The organism is Methylosinus sp. H3A, assembly GCF_015709455.1.
Lineage (GTDB): Bacteria > Pseudomonadota > Alphaproteobacteria > Rhizobiales > Beijerinckiaceae > Methylosinus.
Genome location: NZ_JADNQW010000005.1, coordinates 2,372,286 through 2,388,176, shown reverse-complemented (window position 1 = coordinate 2,388,176; position 15,891 = coordinate 2,372,286). Strand labels below are relative to the sequence as shown.

Here is a 15,891-nt window from a genome sequence, read left to right as displayed (position 1 = left end):
ACGACATCGGGGAACGCCTATGGAACGACCGATCGCGCTCATCACGCCCACTCATCGCGCCGACCGCGAGCGCTTCGCGCTGCTCTGCGAGAGCGTCGACCAACGTCTGTCCGGCTATGAGCGGCACTATGTCATCGTCAATGACGACGATATGGAGCTGTTCGCGCAATATGCCGGCCCGCGCCGCGTCATCCTGCCCTGCTCGCGTTTTCTTCCGCGCTGGCTGCGGCCGGCGCCGCGCATCCTGCTGCGCAACGGACGGCGCGTGTGGTGGTCGTTCCGCTCGCGGCCGGTGCATGGCTGGCACATTCAGCAGATGCTGAAGATCGCCGCCGTGCTGCAATTGCCGGAGCAGCGTTTCTGCATCGTCGATTCGGACAATGTGATCATCCGCCGCTTCGACATCGGCGCCTATGCCGGCGGCGCGCGCTCGCCGCTCTATGTCGCGCGCGGGGCGATCTCCGCCGATGCGCCGCTGCATTCCAAATGGATCGCCAATAGCGACCGCCTGCTGGGCCTGCCGCCGAGCAGCTTCCCGGCCGATGATTACATCGGCAATCTCATCGTCTGGGACAAGGACGCCGTGCGCGCCATGACGCGGGCGATAGCGGAGGCGACCGGGGTCGACTGGTTCCTGGCCCTGTGCCGCACGCGCGCCTTTTCGGAATATCTGCTCTATGGCCAGTTCGTGCGCCATTCGCCGCGGCTGATGGCGGCGCATGAGATCGTTCCGCAGAGCCTCGCCGTCGCCTATTGGGACGAGGCCCCGCTCGATCACGCCGGCCTCGCCACTCTGCTCGACGCCGCCTCGACCTCCAAGATCGCGCTCTGCGTCGAATCCTTCTCGCACACGCCGGTGCAGGCCATTCGCGAAGCGGCGGGCCTCGCCGTCCCCGCGACCGCCTCGCCCTTCGCGCCTCGGCTCGCCGGCGGCGCCGCCGCCTGATAGGCGATCGGTCGGATTATCGTTTCGCGCAGCCTTCGCCGCCTTCCTTCTCCCCGCTCGCGGGGAGAAGATCGTCAGCGGGCGCGCTCCGCATCGATTCGCGAGGCGGAGCGCGTCTCCGGCATCCGCGCATAGACGATCAGCGAGCAGAAGATCGCCGCGCTGACATAATAATAGAACCAGCTCTCATGCCCCTCGCGCTTGAACCAGAGCGCGACATATTCCGCCGTACCGCCGAACAACGAAACGGCGATCGCATAAGGCACGGCGACGCCCGTCACCCGCACCGAGGCGGGAAACAGCTCCGCCTTCACCAGCGCATTGATCGACGTATAGGCGCCGACGATGAGCCAGCCCGCCAGCACCAGCGCAAAAGCCGTCCAAGGATCGCGCGCGGTCTGGATCGCCGTCATCAGCGGCACGGTGAACAGGCTTCCGAGAACGCCGAAGGCGATGAGCAGCGGACGCCTGCCGATGCGATCCGACAGCGCGCCATAGGCCGGCTGCAACGCCATGGCGAAGGTGAGCGAGCCGGCGCTGATCCATGTCGTCTGCGCGTCGCTGAGCCCGGCGGAGAGCTTCAGGAATTTCTGAATGTAGGTGGTGTAGACATAGAAGGCGAGCGTGCCGCCCATCGTCAGCCCGACGACCGTCGCCGCCTCGCGCGGATAGGATAAAAGCGCGCGCAAGGAGCTGCGCCGCCGCCGCGAAGCCTCCGCGGCAAAAGCCTGCGTCTCCTCGAGATCGCGCCGCATGATCAGCGCGAACAGCGCCAGCCCTGCGCCGATCGCGAAAGGAGTGCGCCAGCCATAGGCCCGCAACTCCTCCGGCGTGAAGACGAGATTTTGCAGGACGAGCAGCACGAGAAGCGCCGTCAGCTGGCCGCCGATGAGCGTGACATATTGGAAGCTCGAATAGAATCCGCGCCGGCGCGAGGCCGCCATCTCGCAGAGATAGGTGGCCGAAGATCCATATTCGCCGCCGAGGCTGAGGCCCTGCAGCAGCCGCGCGAACAAGAGCAGCGCCGGCGCCGCCTCGCCGATCGTCGCATAGCTCGGCGTCGCGGCGACGATGAGCGAGCCGAGACACATCAGCAGCACGGACAGAGTCAGCGCGCGCCGGCGCCCGAAACGATCGCCGATCTCCCCGAACAATGCGCCGCCGATCGGCCGCATGAAGAAGCCGAGCGCGAACACGCCGGCGCTCGACAGCATTTGCGCGACCGGATCGTCGCCGGGGAAGAAGGAATTGGCGAAATAGAGCGAGAAGGCCGAATAAACGTAGAAATCATACCATTCGACCAGATTGCCGAGCGAGCCGACGACGATCGCCTTCAACCGGCGCGCCGCCTCCGCGAGGCTCTCGTCTTCGACGTCCGTCAGCCCCTCGCTCGTCTCCGGCAAAACCGCCCTCGCCTCACGCTCATTACCGCGAGGACTATGGGCCGGGGCCGGCTCCGACGCAAATCCGCGCATCTGCACGGAGGATTCCGCATTTCCACCGTTTTTCCGCTCCGCGGCGCAGATTTGCGAAAGAAGGCCTCTCGTCCCAAAAATGGCGAAAAAACGCCTTGCTCGCGCCCGCCCAAGTTTCGACCTGGAAACGATCGGGACATATTAGCGGGATAGGTCTCGAATGGACGCGACGGAAACGCCGCCGCGCGAATTCCCGCGGGTGCGCTCGACGTGACGAAGACAGATGCGATCCTCCTGGTCGAAGACGACGCCGAAATCGGCGAATTGATCTCTCGCTATCTGCAGACCCATCAGATCGACGTCGTCGTCGTCGCCGATGGCGGCGCGATGGACACGGCGCTCTCGCGGCGCGAGTTCGATCTCGTGATCCTCGATCTCAATCTGCCGGGCGAGAACGGCCTCTCCATCTGCCGCCGGCTGCGCGCCGACCGCAATCTGCCGATCGTCATCGTCACCGCGCAGGGCGAGGACGTCGACCGCATTCTCGGCCTCGAGATGGGCGCGGACGATTATCTGGTGAAACCCTTCAATCCGCGCGAATTGCTCGCCCGCATCCGCTCCGTGCTGCGCCGGGCGCGCGCCGCTTTCACCAGCCGGGACGAAGCCAGCTCTCGCTACTATCTCTTCGAGGGATGGCGCGTCGACATAATGGCGCATCAGGTGACGACGCCGGCGGGCACCAAAGTGGCGCTGACCAGCGCCGAATTCGATCTCCTCTACGCGCTGTGCGAAAGACCCAACCGCGTGCTGACGCGCGACCAGCTCATCGATCTGACGCATGGCCCGACCGCCGGCCCCTTCCAGCGCAGCATAGACGTGCTCATCAGCCGGCTGCGCCAGAAGATGGAGGGCGACCCGAAGAACCCGCGCTACATCCAGACCATTCGCTCGGAGGGCTATTTGTTCACGCCGCAGGTGGTGCGCGCGTGAGACGTTTTTGGCGCGGGCTGCGGCCCGATCATCTGGGTGGGCAGATCGCCATTCTAGTGCTCGCCTCCATCGTGCTGTTCCACGTCTGCGTGACGATCGTGGTGCAGCTTTTCCACTATGAGCGCACGTTTCGAGAAGACCGCGTGTATCGCGAGGAGCGCGCGCCGCACTCTCACGGCGCGTCGATCGAGACGGCGGCCGCCCTCGCCTGGGCCTTCGATCTCGCGCCTGTGGACGAGCGCGAGCAGCTTCTCGCCACGCTCGGCGATCTATCGCGCGGACCGCGGCCGGAGCTCGCCGCGGAGCGTCCGCCCGCGGCGCAGACGGCCCGCGCCGAGCCCTCGCCCGGCGCTTTGCGCACGCGTCTGTGGCCGGGCGCCGAAATCTTCGCATCCGCGCCCGACGGCCATTCCGTCACCGTCGCGCTGCGCAAGGGCGGCTATCTGACGCTCACCCCGCCGCCGCGGGAAATGCGACGCGAGGGCTTCCGCGATGGCGGCCCGCGCGGCCCGCCGCCGGGGGGCGATTTCCCCGGCGCACAGCCTCCGCCACAGAGCAGCCTGGCGCCGCCCCCCGACCTGCCGCCCTTGACGGGCATCTGGCTCGGCTCGGCGCTGCTCTTCCTGATCTGCGCCGCAATACTGACCTTCTGGACCTCGAGCGCCGTCGTCGCGCCGCTCGTCGCGCTCGCGCGCCAGGCCGAGAAATTCCCGAGCGATTCGGGCGAATGCGAGCTGCTGGTCGAGAAAGGACCGCAGGAGGTTCGCGATCTGACGCGCTCGCTCAACCGGATGCAGGCGCGCATCTATTCGATGATCGCGGCGCGCTCGCGCGTCTTGGCGGCGATCAGCCATGATCTGCGCACCATCATCACGCGCATGCGTCTGCGCGCCGAATTCATCGACGACGAGCCCTTGCGCGCCAAAATGCTGCACGACGTCGACCTCATGGATTCGATGCTCTACAAGAACCTTCTCTTCCTGCGCGAGGAGCGCTACCGCCACACGCAGGAGATCGTCGATCTCGACAGCGTGCTGCAGACCGTGGCCGATCAATTCGCCGATCTCGGCCATGACGTCGCCTATGAGGGCGACGGGCGGCGGATGGTGATCGGCTCGCTCACCGATCTGCAGCGCGTGTTCGCCAATCTCGTCGAGAACGCCGTCGCCCATGGACGCAGCATCGTCATCTCGGTGGCCCAGACAGCCGAGGATGGCGTCCAGATCGACGTCGCCGACGATGGGCCGGGCATTCCCGACGCGGAGAAGGCGCAGGTCGTCGAGCCTTTCGTGCGCGGTCAGCCGGGGCGCAACCTCAACGAGCATGGCGGCTTCGGCCTCGGCCTCTCCATCGTGCGCGCCCTCGTCGAGGAGGCGGGCGGCACGCTGCGGCTGCTCGATCGCGAGCCGCATGGGCTCGTCGCCCGCGTGACGCTGCGCCCGGCCGAAAAGGCGACAGCGGAGGTGGCGGCGGCCTGAGCCCCGCCCCGCCTGCGCTGTCTGGTCGCGGCCCCTCGGCGCGACCCGCGATTCTCGCCGACGCGGATTCATGGTCTCATGTCTCTTCTGCGAGTCGGGCGGCGCATTCCGCCGCCACGCTCGCTAAAAAGCCGACGAGGAGCCTCGCATGAACTTTCCGCGCCGCCTCTTTCAGTCGCTCGCCCTTCTCGCGGGTTTTTGCACGCCGGCCGTCGCCGCCGACGCCGCCCATGGCAAGCGCATCGCCGAGCGCTGGTGCGCGTCCTGCCATGTGGTGACGAGCGCCCAGAAATCCGCTTTGGCGGACGCGCCCTCCTTCGCCGACGTCGCCCAGCGCCGCGCCGACGCCAAGGCTCTGGCCAATTTCCTGGTCGATCCGCATCCGAAAATGCCGGACATGCATCTGTCGCGGCGCGAGATCGACGATATCGTCGCCTATATTCGCAGCCTCGACCCCCGCCCGCGCCCGCCCGAGCAGCAGCTCGACCGCTATGAGCGGCCGAAGAACGGGTGAGCGCCGCCCCGCTGGACCCCCGCCGCGCGAGGCCGTAATCAGTCCCGATCGCTCCACGGGACAAAAACCATGGCCTATGCGGTCAAAGAAGCCTTCAAGACGCTGCAGGGGGAGGGTCGCCATGCCGGGCGGGCCGCCGTCTTCTGCCGTTTTGCCGGCTGCAATCTGTGGAGCGGCCGCGAGGCCGACCGCGCGGCGGCGACCTGCCGCTTCTGCGACACGGATTTCATCGGCGTCGACGGCGAGAATGGCGACAAATTCTCGGGCGCCGAAGCCCTCGCCGCCCATCTGGCGCTTCTGTGGGGTGAAAGCCGCGAGCGGCGTTTCGCCGTCTTGACCGGCGGCGAGCCCATGTTGCAAATCGACGCCGCGCTGCTCGACGCGCTCCATGCCGAGGGCTTCGAGATCGCGGTCGAGACCAATGGGACGCTCGCAGTCCCGACTGCGGTCGACTGGATCTGCGTCAGCCCCAAGGCGGGCGCGCCGCTGGTCCAGACGACGGGGGACGAGCTCAAGCTCGTCTATCCGCAGAAGGGCGCCGAGCCGGAGCTGTTCGAGGGGCTCTCCTTCGACCATTTCCTGCTGCAACCCATGGACGGGCCGGACGTATTGCGCAATACGAGGGCGGCGATCGACTATTGCCTGGCGCATCCGCTGTGGCGGTTCTCGCACCAGACGCACAAGGCTATCGGAGTGAAATGACCATCCAGTTCGAAGTCTATCGGGAGTTCTGCTTCGAGGCGGCGCACGCCCTCTATGATCCGGAGCACCCGACCGGCGGCAAATACCGCAATCTGCACGGGCATTCCTTCCGCGTGCGGGTGACGCTGCGCGGGCCGCGGCAAGCGGGCGAGGAGTGGGTCATGGACCTCGGCAAGCTCGGCGCGCGGCTGCAAGAGCTGCGCGAGCGGCTGGACCATTCCTTCCTCAACGAGCTGGAAGGCCTCGGCAAGCCGACGCTCGAGAATTTGTGCGTCTATATATGGAAGGATATCGAGTCCTCGCTGCCGGCGATCCACGAGGTCGGCGTTTTCCGCGACACCTGCAACGAAGGCTGCGTGCTGAAGAAGCAGTGAGGCCGCGAGACCCTCCCCTTCAGGGGGAGGGTCGGCCGGCCATAGCCTGGCGCTTGCGACGGGCGTTCTTAATAGAACGCCCTACGGCCGGACAGGGTGGGGTTCTCCCCAAGACTCGGGGCGTCACCCCCTCCCGAGCGCCTTCGGCGCTCGACCTCCCCCCTCGAGGGGGAGGTAGGAACGCCAAGACGTCGCATGCTTCTGTTCTCCGCCGGATCGCGCCCCTCGAATTTGCAAAATCGCGCGAAAAATTGCAGTTTCGCGCGAGATTCGGACGGCCTGCCCTCCCCGCGGCCTCGTCCCAAAGCCCAGAACCCCCATCCGTCCGTCATCCGACCGACGCTCGTCGGAGCGGCGGCGCGCTTTTCGCTCTGCGATCGCGCGCAATGGACAAGAAGGAGACAATCGCGTGAGCCTCGCTTGCGGGATCGATTTCGGAACCTCCAACTCCTCCGTCGGCTTCATGGCCGACGGCGAGCCGACGCTCGTCCCGCTCGAGGGCGAGAGCGTCGCCATGCCGAGCGCGATCTTCTATCCGGCCTATGGCGGCTCGCTCAGCTTCGGCCGCGCCGCGGTCGGACTTTATATCGACCGCGAGAACGGCCGGCTGTTCCGCGCGATCAAGAGCATTTTGGGCGGCTCGCTGATCCATGAGACCACCGCCGCCGGCGGCAGGCGCGTCGCCTTCACCGCAATATTGGGACGCTTTCTGCACCATTTGAAGGAGAAGACCGAGCTTCGCGCCGGCCGCTCCGTCGAAAGCGCCGTGCTCGGCCGTCCGGTGTTCTTCGTCGACGACAATGAGGCGGCCGATCGCGTCGCGCAGGATCAGCTCGCCGCGGCCGCCCATGCGCAGGGCTTCAAAAATGTCCTCTTCCAATATGAGCCCATCGCCGCCGCGCTCGACTATGAGCGGCGCATCGAGCGGGAGGAGATCGCCCTCATCGCCGACATAGGCGGCGGCACCTCCGACTTTTCCATCGTGAAGGTCTCGCCGAAGAACCGGCGCAAGATCGAGCGCAAGGACGATATTCTCGCCAATGCCGGCGTCCATGTCGGCGGCACCGACCTCGATTATCGGCTGAGCCTCAAACAAGTGATGCCCTTGTTCGGCTATCAGACGCGGCAGCGCAAACGCCCCGAGCTCGATCTGCCCAATGGCTATTTCCACGATCTCGCGCAATGGCATCGCATCGCCTTCCTCTACAACAACAAGACCCTCGAGGAGCTGAAGCAGCTGCGCGCCGTCGCCGATGAGCCGGAAAAGGTCGATCGCTTCGTGCGAGCGATCGACGATCGCGCCGGCCATCGCGTGGCGGGCGATGTGGAGGGAGCGAAGATCATTCTCTCGGACGCGGCGACCGCGATGATCGACCTCGCTTATATCGACGAGACGCTGCACATAGAGACGTCGCGGCGTCTCTTCGAGGAGACGATCGCGAATGAATGCCGCAAGCTCTCCGATTGCGTCGCCCATTGCCTGAAAACGGCCGGCGTCGCGGCCGCGGAGGTGGATACGGTGTTCTTCACCGGCGGCAGCACTTTCATTCCGGCGATCGAGCGCGCCTGCCTCGTCCATACGCCGCAGGCGAAGATCGTGCGCGGCGATAAATTCGCCAGCGTCGGCGTCGGGCTGACGATCGACTCGGGGCTGAAATTCGGGTCCGGCGCCTGAGCCGCGTTCAACCCGCCGTCTGCAGCCCGGCAGCGGCCGAGAGATCGACCTCCACGCGCAATCCGCCCAGCTCGGAGCGCGAGAAACGCATATCGGCGCCATAGGCGTCGAGAACGTCCTGCACGATGGCGAGGCCGAGGCCGGCGCCGCCGGTCTCGTCCAGCCGCCCTCCGCGACGGCGGATGAGCGCCTCGCTCCCCTCCGGCAGGCCGGGCCCGTCGTCCTCGACGACGAAACGCCCCGCCACGGCGGAGATGCGAATGCGCGCGCGGGCGTGGCGCGAAGCGTTCTCCATGAGATTGCCGAGAATCTCCATCAGATCGACGCGATCGACGGCGACGCGCGCGTCGGGCGCGATCCGCATGTCGAAGCTCGCCTCTGTCCCGGCCGAGGCGAGCGTGCGCGCCAGCGCGTCCACCACCTCGGCGACCGGGGTCTGCTCGCCGCCGCGCGAAACGCCGCGGCTGCGCGCCCGCGCCAGCTCGCGCGCCACATGACGATGCATGGCGTCGCCGATGCGATCGAGCGAGCGCGCGATCTCCGTCTCGCCCTTCTCGCGCAAGAGGCGGGCGTCGGCGGCGAGCGCGGTGAGCGGCGTCTTCAGCCCATGGGCGAGGTCGGCGGCGCGATTGCGCGCACGCTCGATCGCCTTGTCGCGCTCGTCGAGCAGGCCATTGACCTCGTCGATGAGCGGTTGCACCTCCGGCGGCGCCGGCGAATCGAGCCGACGGCGGCGGCCCTTGGCGATCTCGCCCACCGCCACGCCGAGCCCGGCGAGCGGCGCGAGACCGAGCCCGACCTGAATCCAGGTGGCGAAAGTCAGCCCGACCGCGATGAGCAACAAAGCCGCGACCAGCTCCGCGGCGAAAGCGTCGCGCGCGCGGGCGACGCCGGCGAGATCGAGCGCCACCAGCACCCGGATGCGCAGCGGCGCCGCGCCGCCGAGCGCGATGCAGCGCTGCCCGCCGAGCAGCGCATTGCCCCAGGGCCCGCGGAGCCGACGATACAAAATACGGTCCCCGCCTGCGCAGCCGGCCGCGAGCTCCAGCGCCTCCTCGCCGAGCGAGAGAGAACGCTCGACGTCGCGGCTGTCGTCGCTGGCCACCTGCCAATAGAAGCCGGAGCGGAACCGCGCAAAACGCGGGTCCGGCGCGGCGGTGATGACTCGCAGGCGGCCGTCCGCATCGACGGCGAGATCGGAGACGAGCTGGCGGACATAGGTTTCTATGTCGTCGTCCATCGTGCGCTCGACATGATGCTCGAACAACAGCACGAGGCCGAAGCCGGCGAGCGCGAGGGCGGCGGCGATGGCGGCGGCCCCGGCGAGGAACAGCCGCAGGCGCAGCGAGCGCGTCCTCATGCGTCGAGATCGGGCATCAGATAGCCGAAGCCGCGCTTGGTCTCGATCGCCTCGGCGCCGAGTTTTTTGCGCACGCGGCCGATGAGCACCTCGACGGCGTTGGAGCTCTGCTGGTCATTGCCATAGACATGCTCGGCGAGCTCGGATTGCGCCACCACCTGCCCGCGGCGGTGCAGAAGATAGGCGACCAGCCGATATTCGATCGCCGTGAGCTCGACCGGCGCATCTTCGATCTTGATCGTCATGCTGCGCTCGTCGAGCGAGAGCGCGCCATTGCGCGTCACCGAGGAGGCGTGGCCGGCCGAACGGCGGATGATGGAGCGCAGCCGCGCGAGAAGCTCCTCCGGCTGGAAAGGCTTGGGCAGATAATCATCCGCGCCGGCGTCTATTCCGGCGACGCGCTCGCTCCAGGAGCCGCGCGCGCTGAGCGCCAGCACGGGCGTGCGCCGGCCCTGCTCGCGCCAGCGCTCGAGCACGGCGAGCCCGTCCAGCCCCGGCAGGCCGAGATCGAGAATGACCGCGGCGAAATTCTCGGTGTCGCCGAGAAACCAGGCGTCCTCGCCATTGGCGACGGTGTCGACGACATAGCCGGCCGCGCGCAGCGCCTTCGCCACGTCGCGGGAAATGCGCTCGTCGTCTTCCACCAGCAAAATTCGCATAATGCAGAGCTGCAGTGCTATGATTCGTGTGGGCGGCGGCCGTCGCGTCAGCGTCGAGTTCGAGCTCGTCAGCTTTTGGTCAGCTTCGATAAGCGAAATTGCGCCCCGACGCAAAGACCCGGTTCCAGGCGGAATGAAAAGAAAACAGTTTCAGTACCTTGCTCTCGCCCTCGGGCTCGCCGGCGCGCTCGGCGCCCGCGTGGCCCTGGCCGCGGAGGACGTCTCCATTCCGCTGCGCGAGCAGGATATTCAGGCCGCGGGCATAGAGACGAAGCCGGTCGAGAAGGGCACGGGCTCCGACGAGCTCGTCGTGCCGGGCGCGGTCACGGTCCCGCCGCAGCAATTGCGCATGGTGGCCGCTCCCGCAGCCGGCCTCGTCGAGACGCTGCTGGTTTCCCCGGACGAGGAGGTGAGGGAGGGCGACGCCATCGCCACCTTGAAATCCTCCGAGCTGATCGAGGCGCAGCGCGCCTTTCTCCAGGCCGCAGCCGACGCCGCGCTCGCCAATGAAAAGCTTCGCCGCGACGAGCAGCTCTATAAGGAGCGCATCATCGCCGAGCGCCGCCTGCTGGTGACGCGCGCCGAGGCCGCCCAGGCGCGCTCGCTGCTCGACGAGCGCGGACAGCTGCTGGCGCTCGACGGCATGACCGAGCCGGCGATCGAGGCCTTGCGCAAGGAGCGTAAGCTCGCCGCCGCGCTCACCGTGCGCGCGCCGATGTCCGGCGTGATTCTCACCCGCCACGCCACGGTCGGTGACCGCGTGATGGCCTCGGCGCCGCTCGTCACCATCGCGCGGCTGAACCCGATCTGGGTCAATCTGCAAATCCCCATCGGCCGCGCCTCCGGGCTCGACCGCACGGATAAGGTCGTGCTGCCGAGCCTCGGCGTCGAGGGCAGGCTCATCCGCATCGGCCGCACGGCCGATCCGGCGACGCAATCCGTCAGCGCCGTCGCGGAATTCTCGCCCGGCAAAACCCCGATTCGACCGGGACAGGCAGTCCAGGCCATTCTGCGACTCAAAGGAACGGGAGGAACGCTCTGGCGCGTGCCGGCCGACGCCGTCGTCCATTTTCGCGACAAGGACTGGGTGTTCCTGCGCTCGCCGGACGGCTTCCGCGCCGTGCCCGTCGGGCTCGTCTCGGAGACGCCGCAATATGCGTCGATTCAAGGTCCGCTGACCGCTTCGGACCAGGTCGCGACGCGCGGCATGCTGACCTTGCTCGCCGAGCTGGCGGCCAAGGATCCGAGCGCTAAGTGAGCGAAAGGCGACATGCTCGATAAACTCATCCAAGCGGCTCTCGGCCAGAGGCTCCTCGTCTTTCTCGCGGCGATCGCTCTCGCCGTCTGGGGCGCGCACGCCTACACCAAGCTGCCGATCGACGCCTTCCCGGATGTCGCGCCGGTGCAGGTGCTCGTCTCCATGCGCGCGCCGGGCCTGACGCCCGAGGAGCTGGAGAACAGAGTCACCGCGCCGATCGAGATCGCCGCGCGCGGCATTCCCAATCTCGTCCGCATGCGCTCGACGACGCGCTATTCGGTGGCGCTGCTCACTTTCGAATTCGCCGAAGGCACCGACATTTTCTGGGCGCGCACCCAGGTGAACGAGCGTTTGGCCTCGGTCGCCGACCAGCTGCCAGCGGGCGCCTCGGGCGGCCTCGCGCCCATCGTCACGCCGCTCGCCGAAATGCTGATGTTCACCATCGTCGGCGGCGGCCTCACCCCCACCGAGCAGCGCAGCCTCGTCGACTGGACGCTCCGCCCGGCGCTGCGCGGCCTGCCCGGCGTCGCCGACGTCAATGTGCTCGGCGGCTTCGTGCGCACATTCGAGGTCGCGCCCTCGCCGCCGGCCATGGCGGCGCGCGGCATCACCGTGAAAATGCTGAAGGACGCGCTGGAGGAGAACAACCGCAACGACGGCGCCGGCCGCGTGCGCGACGGCGAGGAGGCCCTGCTGGTGCGCGCCGAGGGACGGCTGCGCACGCTCGAGGACATTCGCTCCGTCGTCGTCGCGGCGCGGCCGGCCGGCGTCGTGCGCGTCGCCGATGTCGCCGAGGTGCGCAATGGCGCGCTGGCGCGCAATGGCGTCACCACGCGCAATGGCGAGGACGAGGCGGTCTGGGCGCTGGTGCTCGGCCTGCGCGGCGCCGACGCCAGCACGGTCGTCTCGGGCGTGAAGGCCAAGCTCGCCGAGCTGAAGCCGAATCTGCCGGAGGGCGTCAAGATCGAGGTTTTCTACGACCGCAGCGAGCTCATCGGCAAAGCCGTGTGGACGGTGCAGAAAGTGCTGATCGAGGCCATCGTCCTCGTCGTCATTCTGCTCGTGCTCTTCCTCGGCAACATGCGCGCGGCGATCGTCGTCTCGCTGATCCTGCCGCTCGCCGCGCTCTCCACTTTCGCCATCATGCGGCTCTGGGGGCTCTCGGCCAATATCATGTCGCTCGGCGGCCTCGCCATCGCCATCGGCATATTGGTCGACTGCGCCGTCGTCGTCGTCGAGAATGTCGAGCATCGCCTCGCCGGAATGGAAAAGGCCGACCTTCAGGACCGCATCCGCGTGACCTATGAAGCGACGCGCGAGGTCGCCGGGCCGCTGGTCTCCGGCGCCGTCATCATCATCACCGTCTTCCTGCCGCTGCTCTCGCTCGAGGGTCTCGAGGGACGGCTGTTCGCGCCCGTCGCGCTCACCATCGCCTTCGCGATGGCCTCGGCGCTCATCCTCTCGCTCACCGTGGTGCCGGCGCTCGCCGCCACTCTGCTGCGCGCCGGCGGCAGCGACGAGCCCTGGCTCGTGCGTAAAATCTCCGCCTTCTACGATCCGCTGCTCGAGCGCGCGCTGCGCCGGCCGGTCGTCGTCGGCGCCGCGGTGACGGTCGGCCTCGCTCTGGCGCTGCTCGCCTCCAATCACATCGGCCAGACCTTCATGCCGGTGATGGACGAAGGCACGCCCGTCATCACCGTGCGCAAGCATCCGACGATCAGCGTCGACATGACCGCCGAGACCGACATGCGCATCGAGCGCGCGATCATGGCGCGCGTGCCGGAGGTGAAGGGCATGATGGCGCGCGCCGGCGCGGACGAGCTCGGCATCGACCCCGTCGGCCTCAACGAGACCGACATGTTCCTGACGCTCGCGCCGCAGGCGACATGGCGCGGCAAGAATCTGGACTGGCTGCTCGGCGAAATCCGTCAGGTGCTGGACAGTTTCCCCGGCATCTCCTACGCATTCTCGCAGCCGATCGACATGCGCGTGCAGGAGATGATCATCGGCGCGCGCGGCGATGTGGTGGTGAAGGTCTTCGGCGACGACATCGACGAATTGAACCGCCTCGCCCGCGAGATCGCCGCGAGCTTGCGCAAAATAGACGGCTCGCGCGACGTCTTCGCACTGCAGAATGACGGAATGCGCTATCTGACCGCCCGCATCGATCGCCTCGCCGCGGGCCGCTTCGGCCTCAACGCCAGCGAGATTCAAGACGGCTTGCGCATTTGGGTGGACGGAACCCAAGTCGGCCTCGTGCTCGAGGGGCCGGTGCGCACGCCGCTCGTCATCCGCGGCGCTCCCGTCTCGCGCCGCTCGCCGGTGGATTTCGCGCGCGTGCCGGTCGTCTCCGCCGACGGCAAAGTGGTGGAATTGTCGCAGCTCGCCGACATACGCGCCGAGAACGGCCCCATTCAGGTGATCCGCGAGGAGGCGCGCCGCTACGCGACCGTGCTCTCCAATGTCACCGGCCGCGATCTCGTCGGCTTCGTCGACGAGGCCAAGGCCGCCGTCGCCAAGGATGTCCATACGCCGCCCGGCTATCAGCTCGTCTGGGGCGGGCAGTTCGAGAATCAGCAGCGCGCCTCGGCCCGGCTCGCCATCGTCGTGCCGCTGGCGCTCGGGCTCATCTTCCTTCTGCTCTATCTCACCTTCAATTCGGCGTCGCAGGCCCTGCTCGTCTTCTGCAACGTGCCTTTCGCGGCGATCGGCGGCGTGATCGGCCTGTGGCTCTCCGGCGAGTTCCTCTCCGTCCCGGCCTCCGTCGGCTTCATCGCGCTCATCGGCATCGCCGTGCTCAATGGCGTGGTGCTCATCTCCTATATCAACAAGCTCGTCGCCGAGGGCCGCAGCGTTCACGACGCCGTGCGCGAAGGCGCGCGCCGCCGCATGCGGCCGGTGCTGCTCACCGCGACGATCGCCGCGCTCGGCCTCGCGCCCTTCCTCTTCGCCACCGGCCCCGGCGCGGAAATTCAGCGGCCGCTCGCCATCGTCGTCATCGGCGGCCTCGTCACCGCGACGGCGCTCACACTGCTGCTGCTGCCCATTCTCTACGACCGCTTCGACTTCAAGCGCCTGCTGCGCGTGCGCGCCTCGACACAGGCGCCCTCCTCCGCGACGCCGGACTCCCGCTGGCGGATCCTGCGTCGATGACACACTCGCGCGGCGGCGCACGTCCGCTCCTCTCCCTTCTGCTCGTCCTTCTCTACGCCTCGGGCGCGGCCGGCGAGACCAAGCCAAAGCTCTCGGTCTCGCCTCTTCCCCCGGAGACGAAAGCAAAGCCCAGAGCCAAGCCGCCGGGAAAACCCTTCGGCCTCGTGCTGGCGCGCCATCTCGATCAGGCGATCGGCATAGACGCGCAGAGCGCAGCGCTCGACGCGCAGCGCCGCGCGGTGGCGGCGCGCTATGCGCAGGCCAATTCCTTCACGCCCGGCTCGCCCTATTTCGGCGGCTCGCGGCAGGAGCGCGTCAAAGGCAATGTGCAGGGCTATCGCGAATCGGAGCTCGAGATCGGCATGCCGATCTGGCTACCCGGCGAGCGCGAGGCCTATGAGCTGAACGTCAACGCCGGCGTCGTCGAGCTCGACGAGCGCCTGGCGCTGCGACGGCTCGATGTGGCGGCGCTGGTCCGCGACGCCTGGTGGACGGCGCAGCGCACCGCCAAGGACGCGTCGATCGCGCGCGATCGGCTGGCGACGGCGCGCGATATCGGCAATGACATGAAGCGGCGCGTCGAGCTCGGCGAGAACGCCGGGCAGGACGAATTGCTCGCCCGCAACGAGACGCTCGCCGCCGAGACGGAAGTCGCGCAGACCGACGCCGCCGCCAAGGCCGCGCGCGTCGCCTATGAGGTGCTGACCGGCGGCGCGACGCCGGACGGAACGCTGGAGGCGCCGCTGCCGGCGCGCCCGCCCGAGGATCATCCCGCGCTGCGCACGCCGGTCGCGGCGCTCGGCAAGGCGCAGACGCAGATGCGGCTCATCGAGACCGGCTTCATCGACAATCCGGAGATCGCCGTCTTCGGCCGCAACGAGCAGGGCACCGAGCCCGCCACGGAAAATCCGCTCCGCTCCAACAATAATACGGTGGGCGTGCGCTTCCGCATTCCGCTGCCGACGCCGGGCCGCAATATTCCGCGCATCGCCGAGGCGCAGGCGGAGGTCGATCGCGCCACCGCCGAATTCGCCCGCGCGCAGCGGCTCGTCGCCGCCGAGATCAACGCCGCCCGCGCCGCCGTCGCCGCCGCGCGCCGCGCCGACGGCCTCGCGGCGAAGCGTCTTTCTGTCGCCAGCGAGCAATTCGATCTGGCGAGGCGCTCCTTCCGGCTCGGCGAGATCAACGCTTTCGATCTCTATCGCGTGCGCCAATTGCAGCTCGACGCGCAGCGAGCGCGGGCGAGCGCGGCGATCGATCTCGGCGTCGCGCTGTCGCGGCTCAATCAAGCCTTCGGCTACGCGCCGACTTTGTGACGCGTTTTCCTTCTCCCCGCGAGCGGGGAGAAGGAGGCGACCGGCGCTGCG

13 protein-coding genes are annotated in these 15,891 nt (G+C 67.9%); 10 read left to right on the top strand and 3 right to left on the bottom strand.

The window, feature by feature from the left end; all coding sequences use genetic code 11:
- Positions 1–19: 19 nt before the first annotated feature.
- Complete coding sequence (locus IY145_RS14105) at positions 20–946, top strand: DUF6492 family protein (RefSeq protein WP_196408783.1); 927 nt, start codon at positions 20–22, stop codon at positions 944–946.
- Positions 947–1,020: 74 nt separating this feature from the next.
- Here the strand turns inward: IY145_RS14105 and IY145_RS14100 are convergent, their stop codons facing one another.
- Positions 1,021–2,349 carry an MFS transporter gene (locus IY145_RS14100; RefSeq protein ID WP_409455304.1) on the bottom strand — a complete coding sequence of 443 codons (1,329 nt, stop codon included), beginning with the start codon at positions 2,347–2,349 and terminating at the stop codon, positions 1,021–1,023.
- A gap of 282 nt (positions 2,350–2,631) precedes the next feature.
- On the opposite strand from IY145_RS14100, the gene IY145_RS14095 reads away from it, so the two are divergent.
- The 6 genes from IY145_RS14095 (at position 2,632) to IY145_RS14070 (ending at position 8,094) form a co-directional block, all read left to right on the top strand.
- Positions 2,632–3,351, top strand: coding sequence for a response regulator (locus tag IY145_RS14095; RefSeq protein ID WP_196408782.1), 720 nt, complete (start codon positions 2,632–2,634; stop codon positions 3,349–3,351).
- Complete coding sequence (locus tag IY145_RS14090) at positions 3,348–4,829, top strand: HAMP domain-containing sensor histidine kinase (protein ID WP_196408781.1); 1,482 nt, start codon at positions 3,348–3,350, stop codon at positions 4,827–4,829. Before IY145_RS14095 ends, IY145_RS14090 begins: the two co-directional genes overlap by 4 nt.
- Before the next feature lie 148 nt (positions 4,830–4,977).
- Positions 4,978–5,343 carry a c-type cytochrome gene (locus tag IY145_RS14085; protein ID WP_196408780.1) on the top strand — a complete coding sequence of 122 codons (366 nt, stop codon included), beginning with the start codon at positions 4,978–4,980 and terminating at the stop codon, positions 5,341–5,343.
- A gap of 69 nt (positions 5,344–5,412) precedes the next feature.
- Positions 5,413–6,045 carry a 7-carboxy-7-deazaguanine synthase gene (gene queE / locus IY145_RS14080; RefSeq protein WP_196408779.1) on the top strand — a complete coding sequence of 211 codons (633 nt, stop codon included), beginning with the start codon at positions 5,413–5,415 and terminating at the stop codon, positions 6,043–6,045.
- Positions 6,042–6,419, top strand: coding sequence for a 6-pyruvoyl trahydropterin synthase family protein (locus IY145_RS14075; protein WP_196408778.1), 378 nt, complete (start codon positions 6,042–6,044; stop codon positions 6,417–6,419). Before queE ends, IY145_RS14075 begins: the two co-directional genes overlap by 4 nt.
- A gap of 409 nt (positions 6,420–6,828) precedes the next feature.
- On the top strand, positions 6,829–8,094 hold the full coding sequence (locus IY145_RS14070) for an Hsp70 family protein (protein ID WP_196408777.1): 1,266 nt from the start codon (positions 6,829–6,831) through the stop codon (positions 8,092–8,094).
- A 7-nt stretch (positions 8,095–8,101) separates the two neighbouring features.
- Here IY145_RS14070 and IY145_RS14065 read toward each other — a convergent pair whose 3' ends face one another.
- Together IY145_RS14065 and IY145_RS14060 are read right to left on the bottom strand one after the other, a co-directional pair.
- On the bottom strand, positions 8,102–9,454 hold the full coding sequence (locus tag IY145_RS14065) for an ATP-binding protein (protein WP_196408776.1): 1,353 nt from the start codon (positions 9,452–9,454) through the stop codon (positions 8,102–8,104).
- Positions 9,451–10,113, bottom strand: a complete 663-nt coding sequence (locus IY145_RS14060; protein ID WP_196408775.1) for a response regulator transcription factor — start codon at positions 10,111–10,113, stop codon at positions 9,451–9,453. The genes IY145_RS14065 and IY145_RS14060 overlap by 4 nt, the downstream gene beginning before the upstream one ends.
- 133 nt (positions 10,114–10,246) lie before the next feature.
- On the opposite strand from IY145_RS14060, the gene IY145_RS14055 reads away from it, so the two are divergent.
- From IY145_RS14055 to IY145_RS14045, 3 genes are read left to right on the top strand one after another with little or no spacing between them, the layout of a single operon-like run.
- On the top strand, positions 10,247–11,371 hold the full coding sequence (locus IY145_RS14055; RefSeq protein ID WP_196408774.1) for an efflux RND transporter periplasmic adaptor subunit: 1,125 nt from the start codon (positions 10,247–10,249) through the stop codon (positions 11,369–11,371).
- Between the two features lie 12 nt (positions 11,372–11,383).
- On the top strand, positions 11,384–14,524 hold the full coding sequence (locus tag IY145_RS14050) for an efflux RND transporter permease subunit (RefSeq protein ID WP_196408773.1): 3,141 nt from the start codon (positions 11,384–11,386) through the stop codon (positions 14,522–14,524).
- A complete protein-coding gene (locus IY145_RS14045) occupies positions 14,521–15,840 on the top strand; it encodes a TolC family protein (protein ID WP_196408772.1) in 1,320 nt (439 codons plus the stop codon). Before IY145_RS14050 ends, IY145_RS14045 begins: the two co-directional genes overlap by 4 nt.
- Positions 15,841–15,891: the final 51 nt, after the last annotated feature.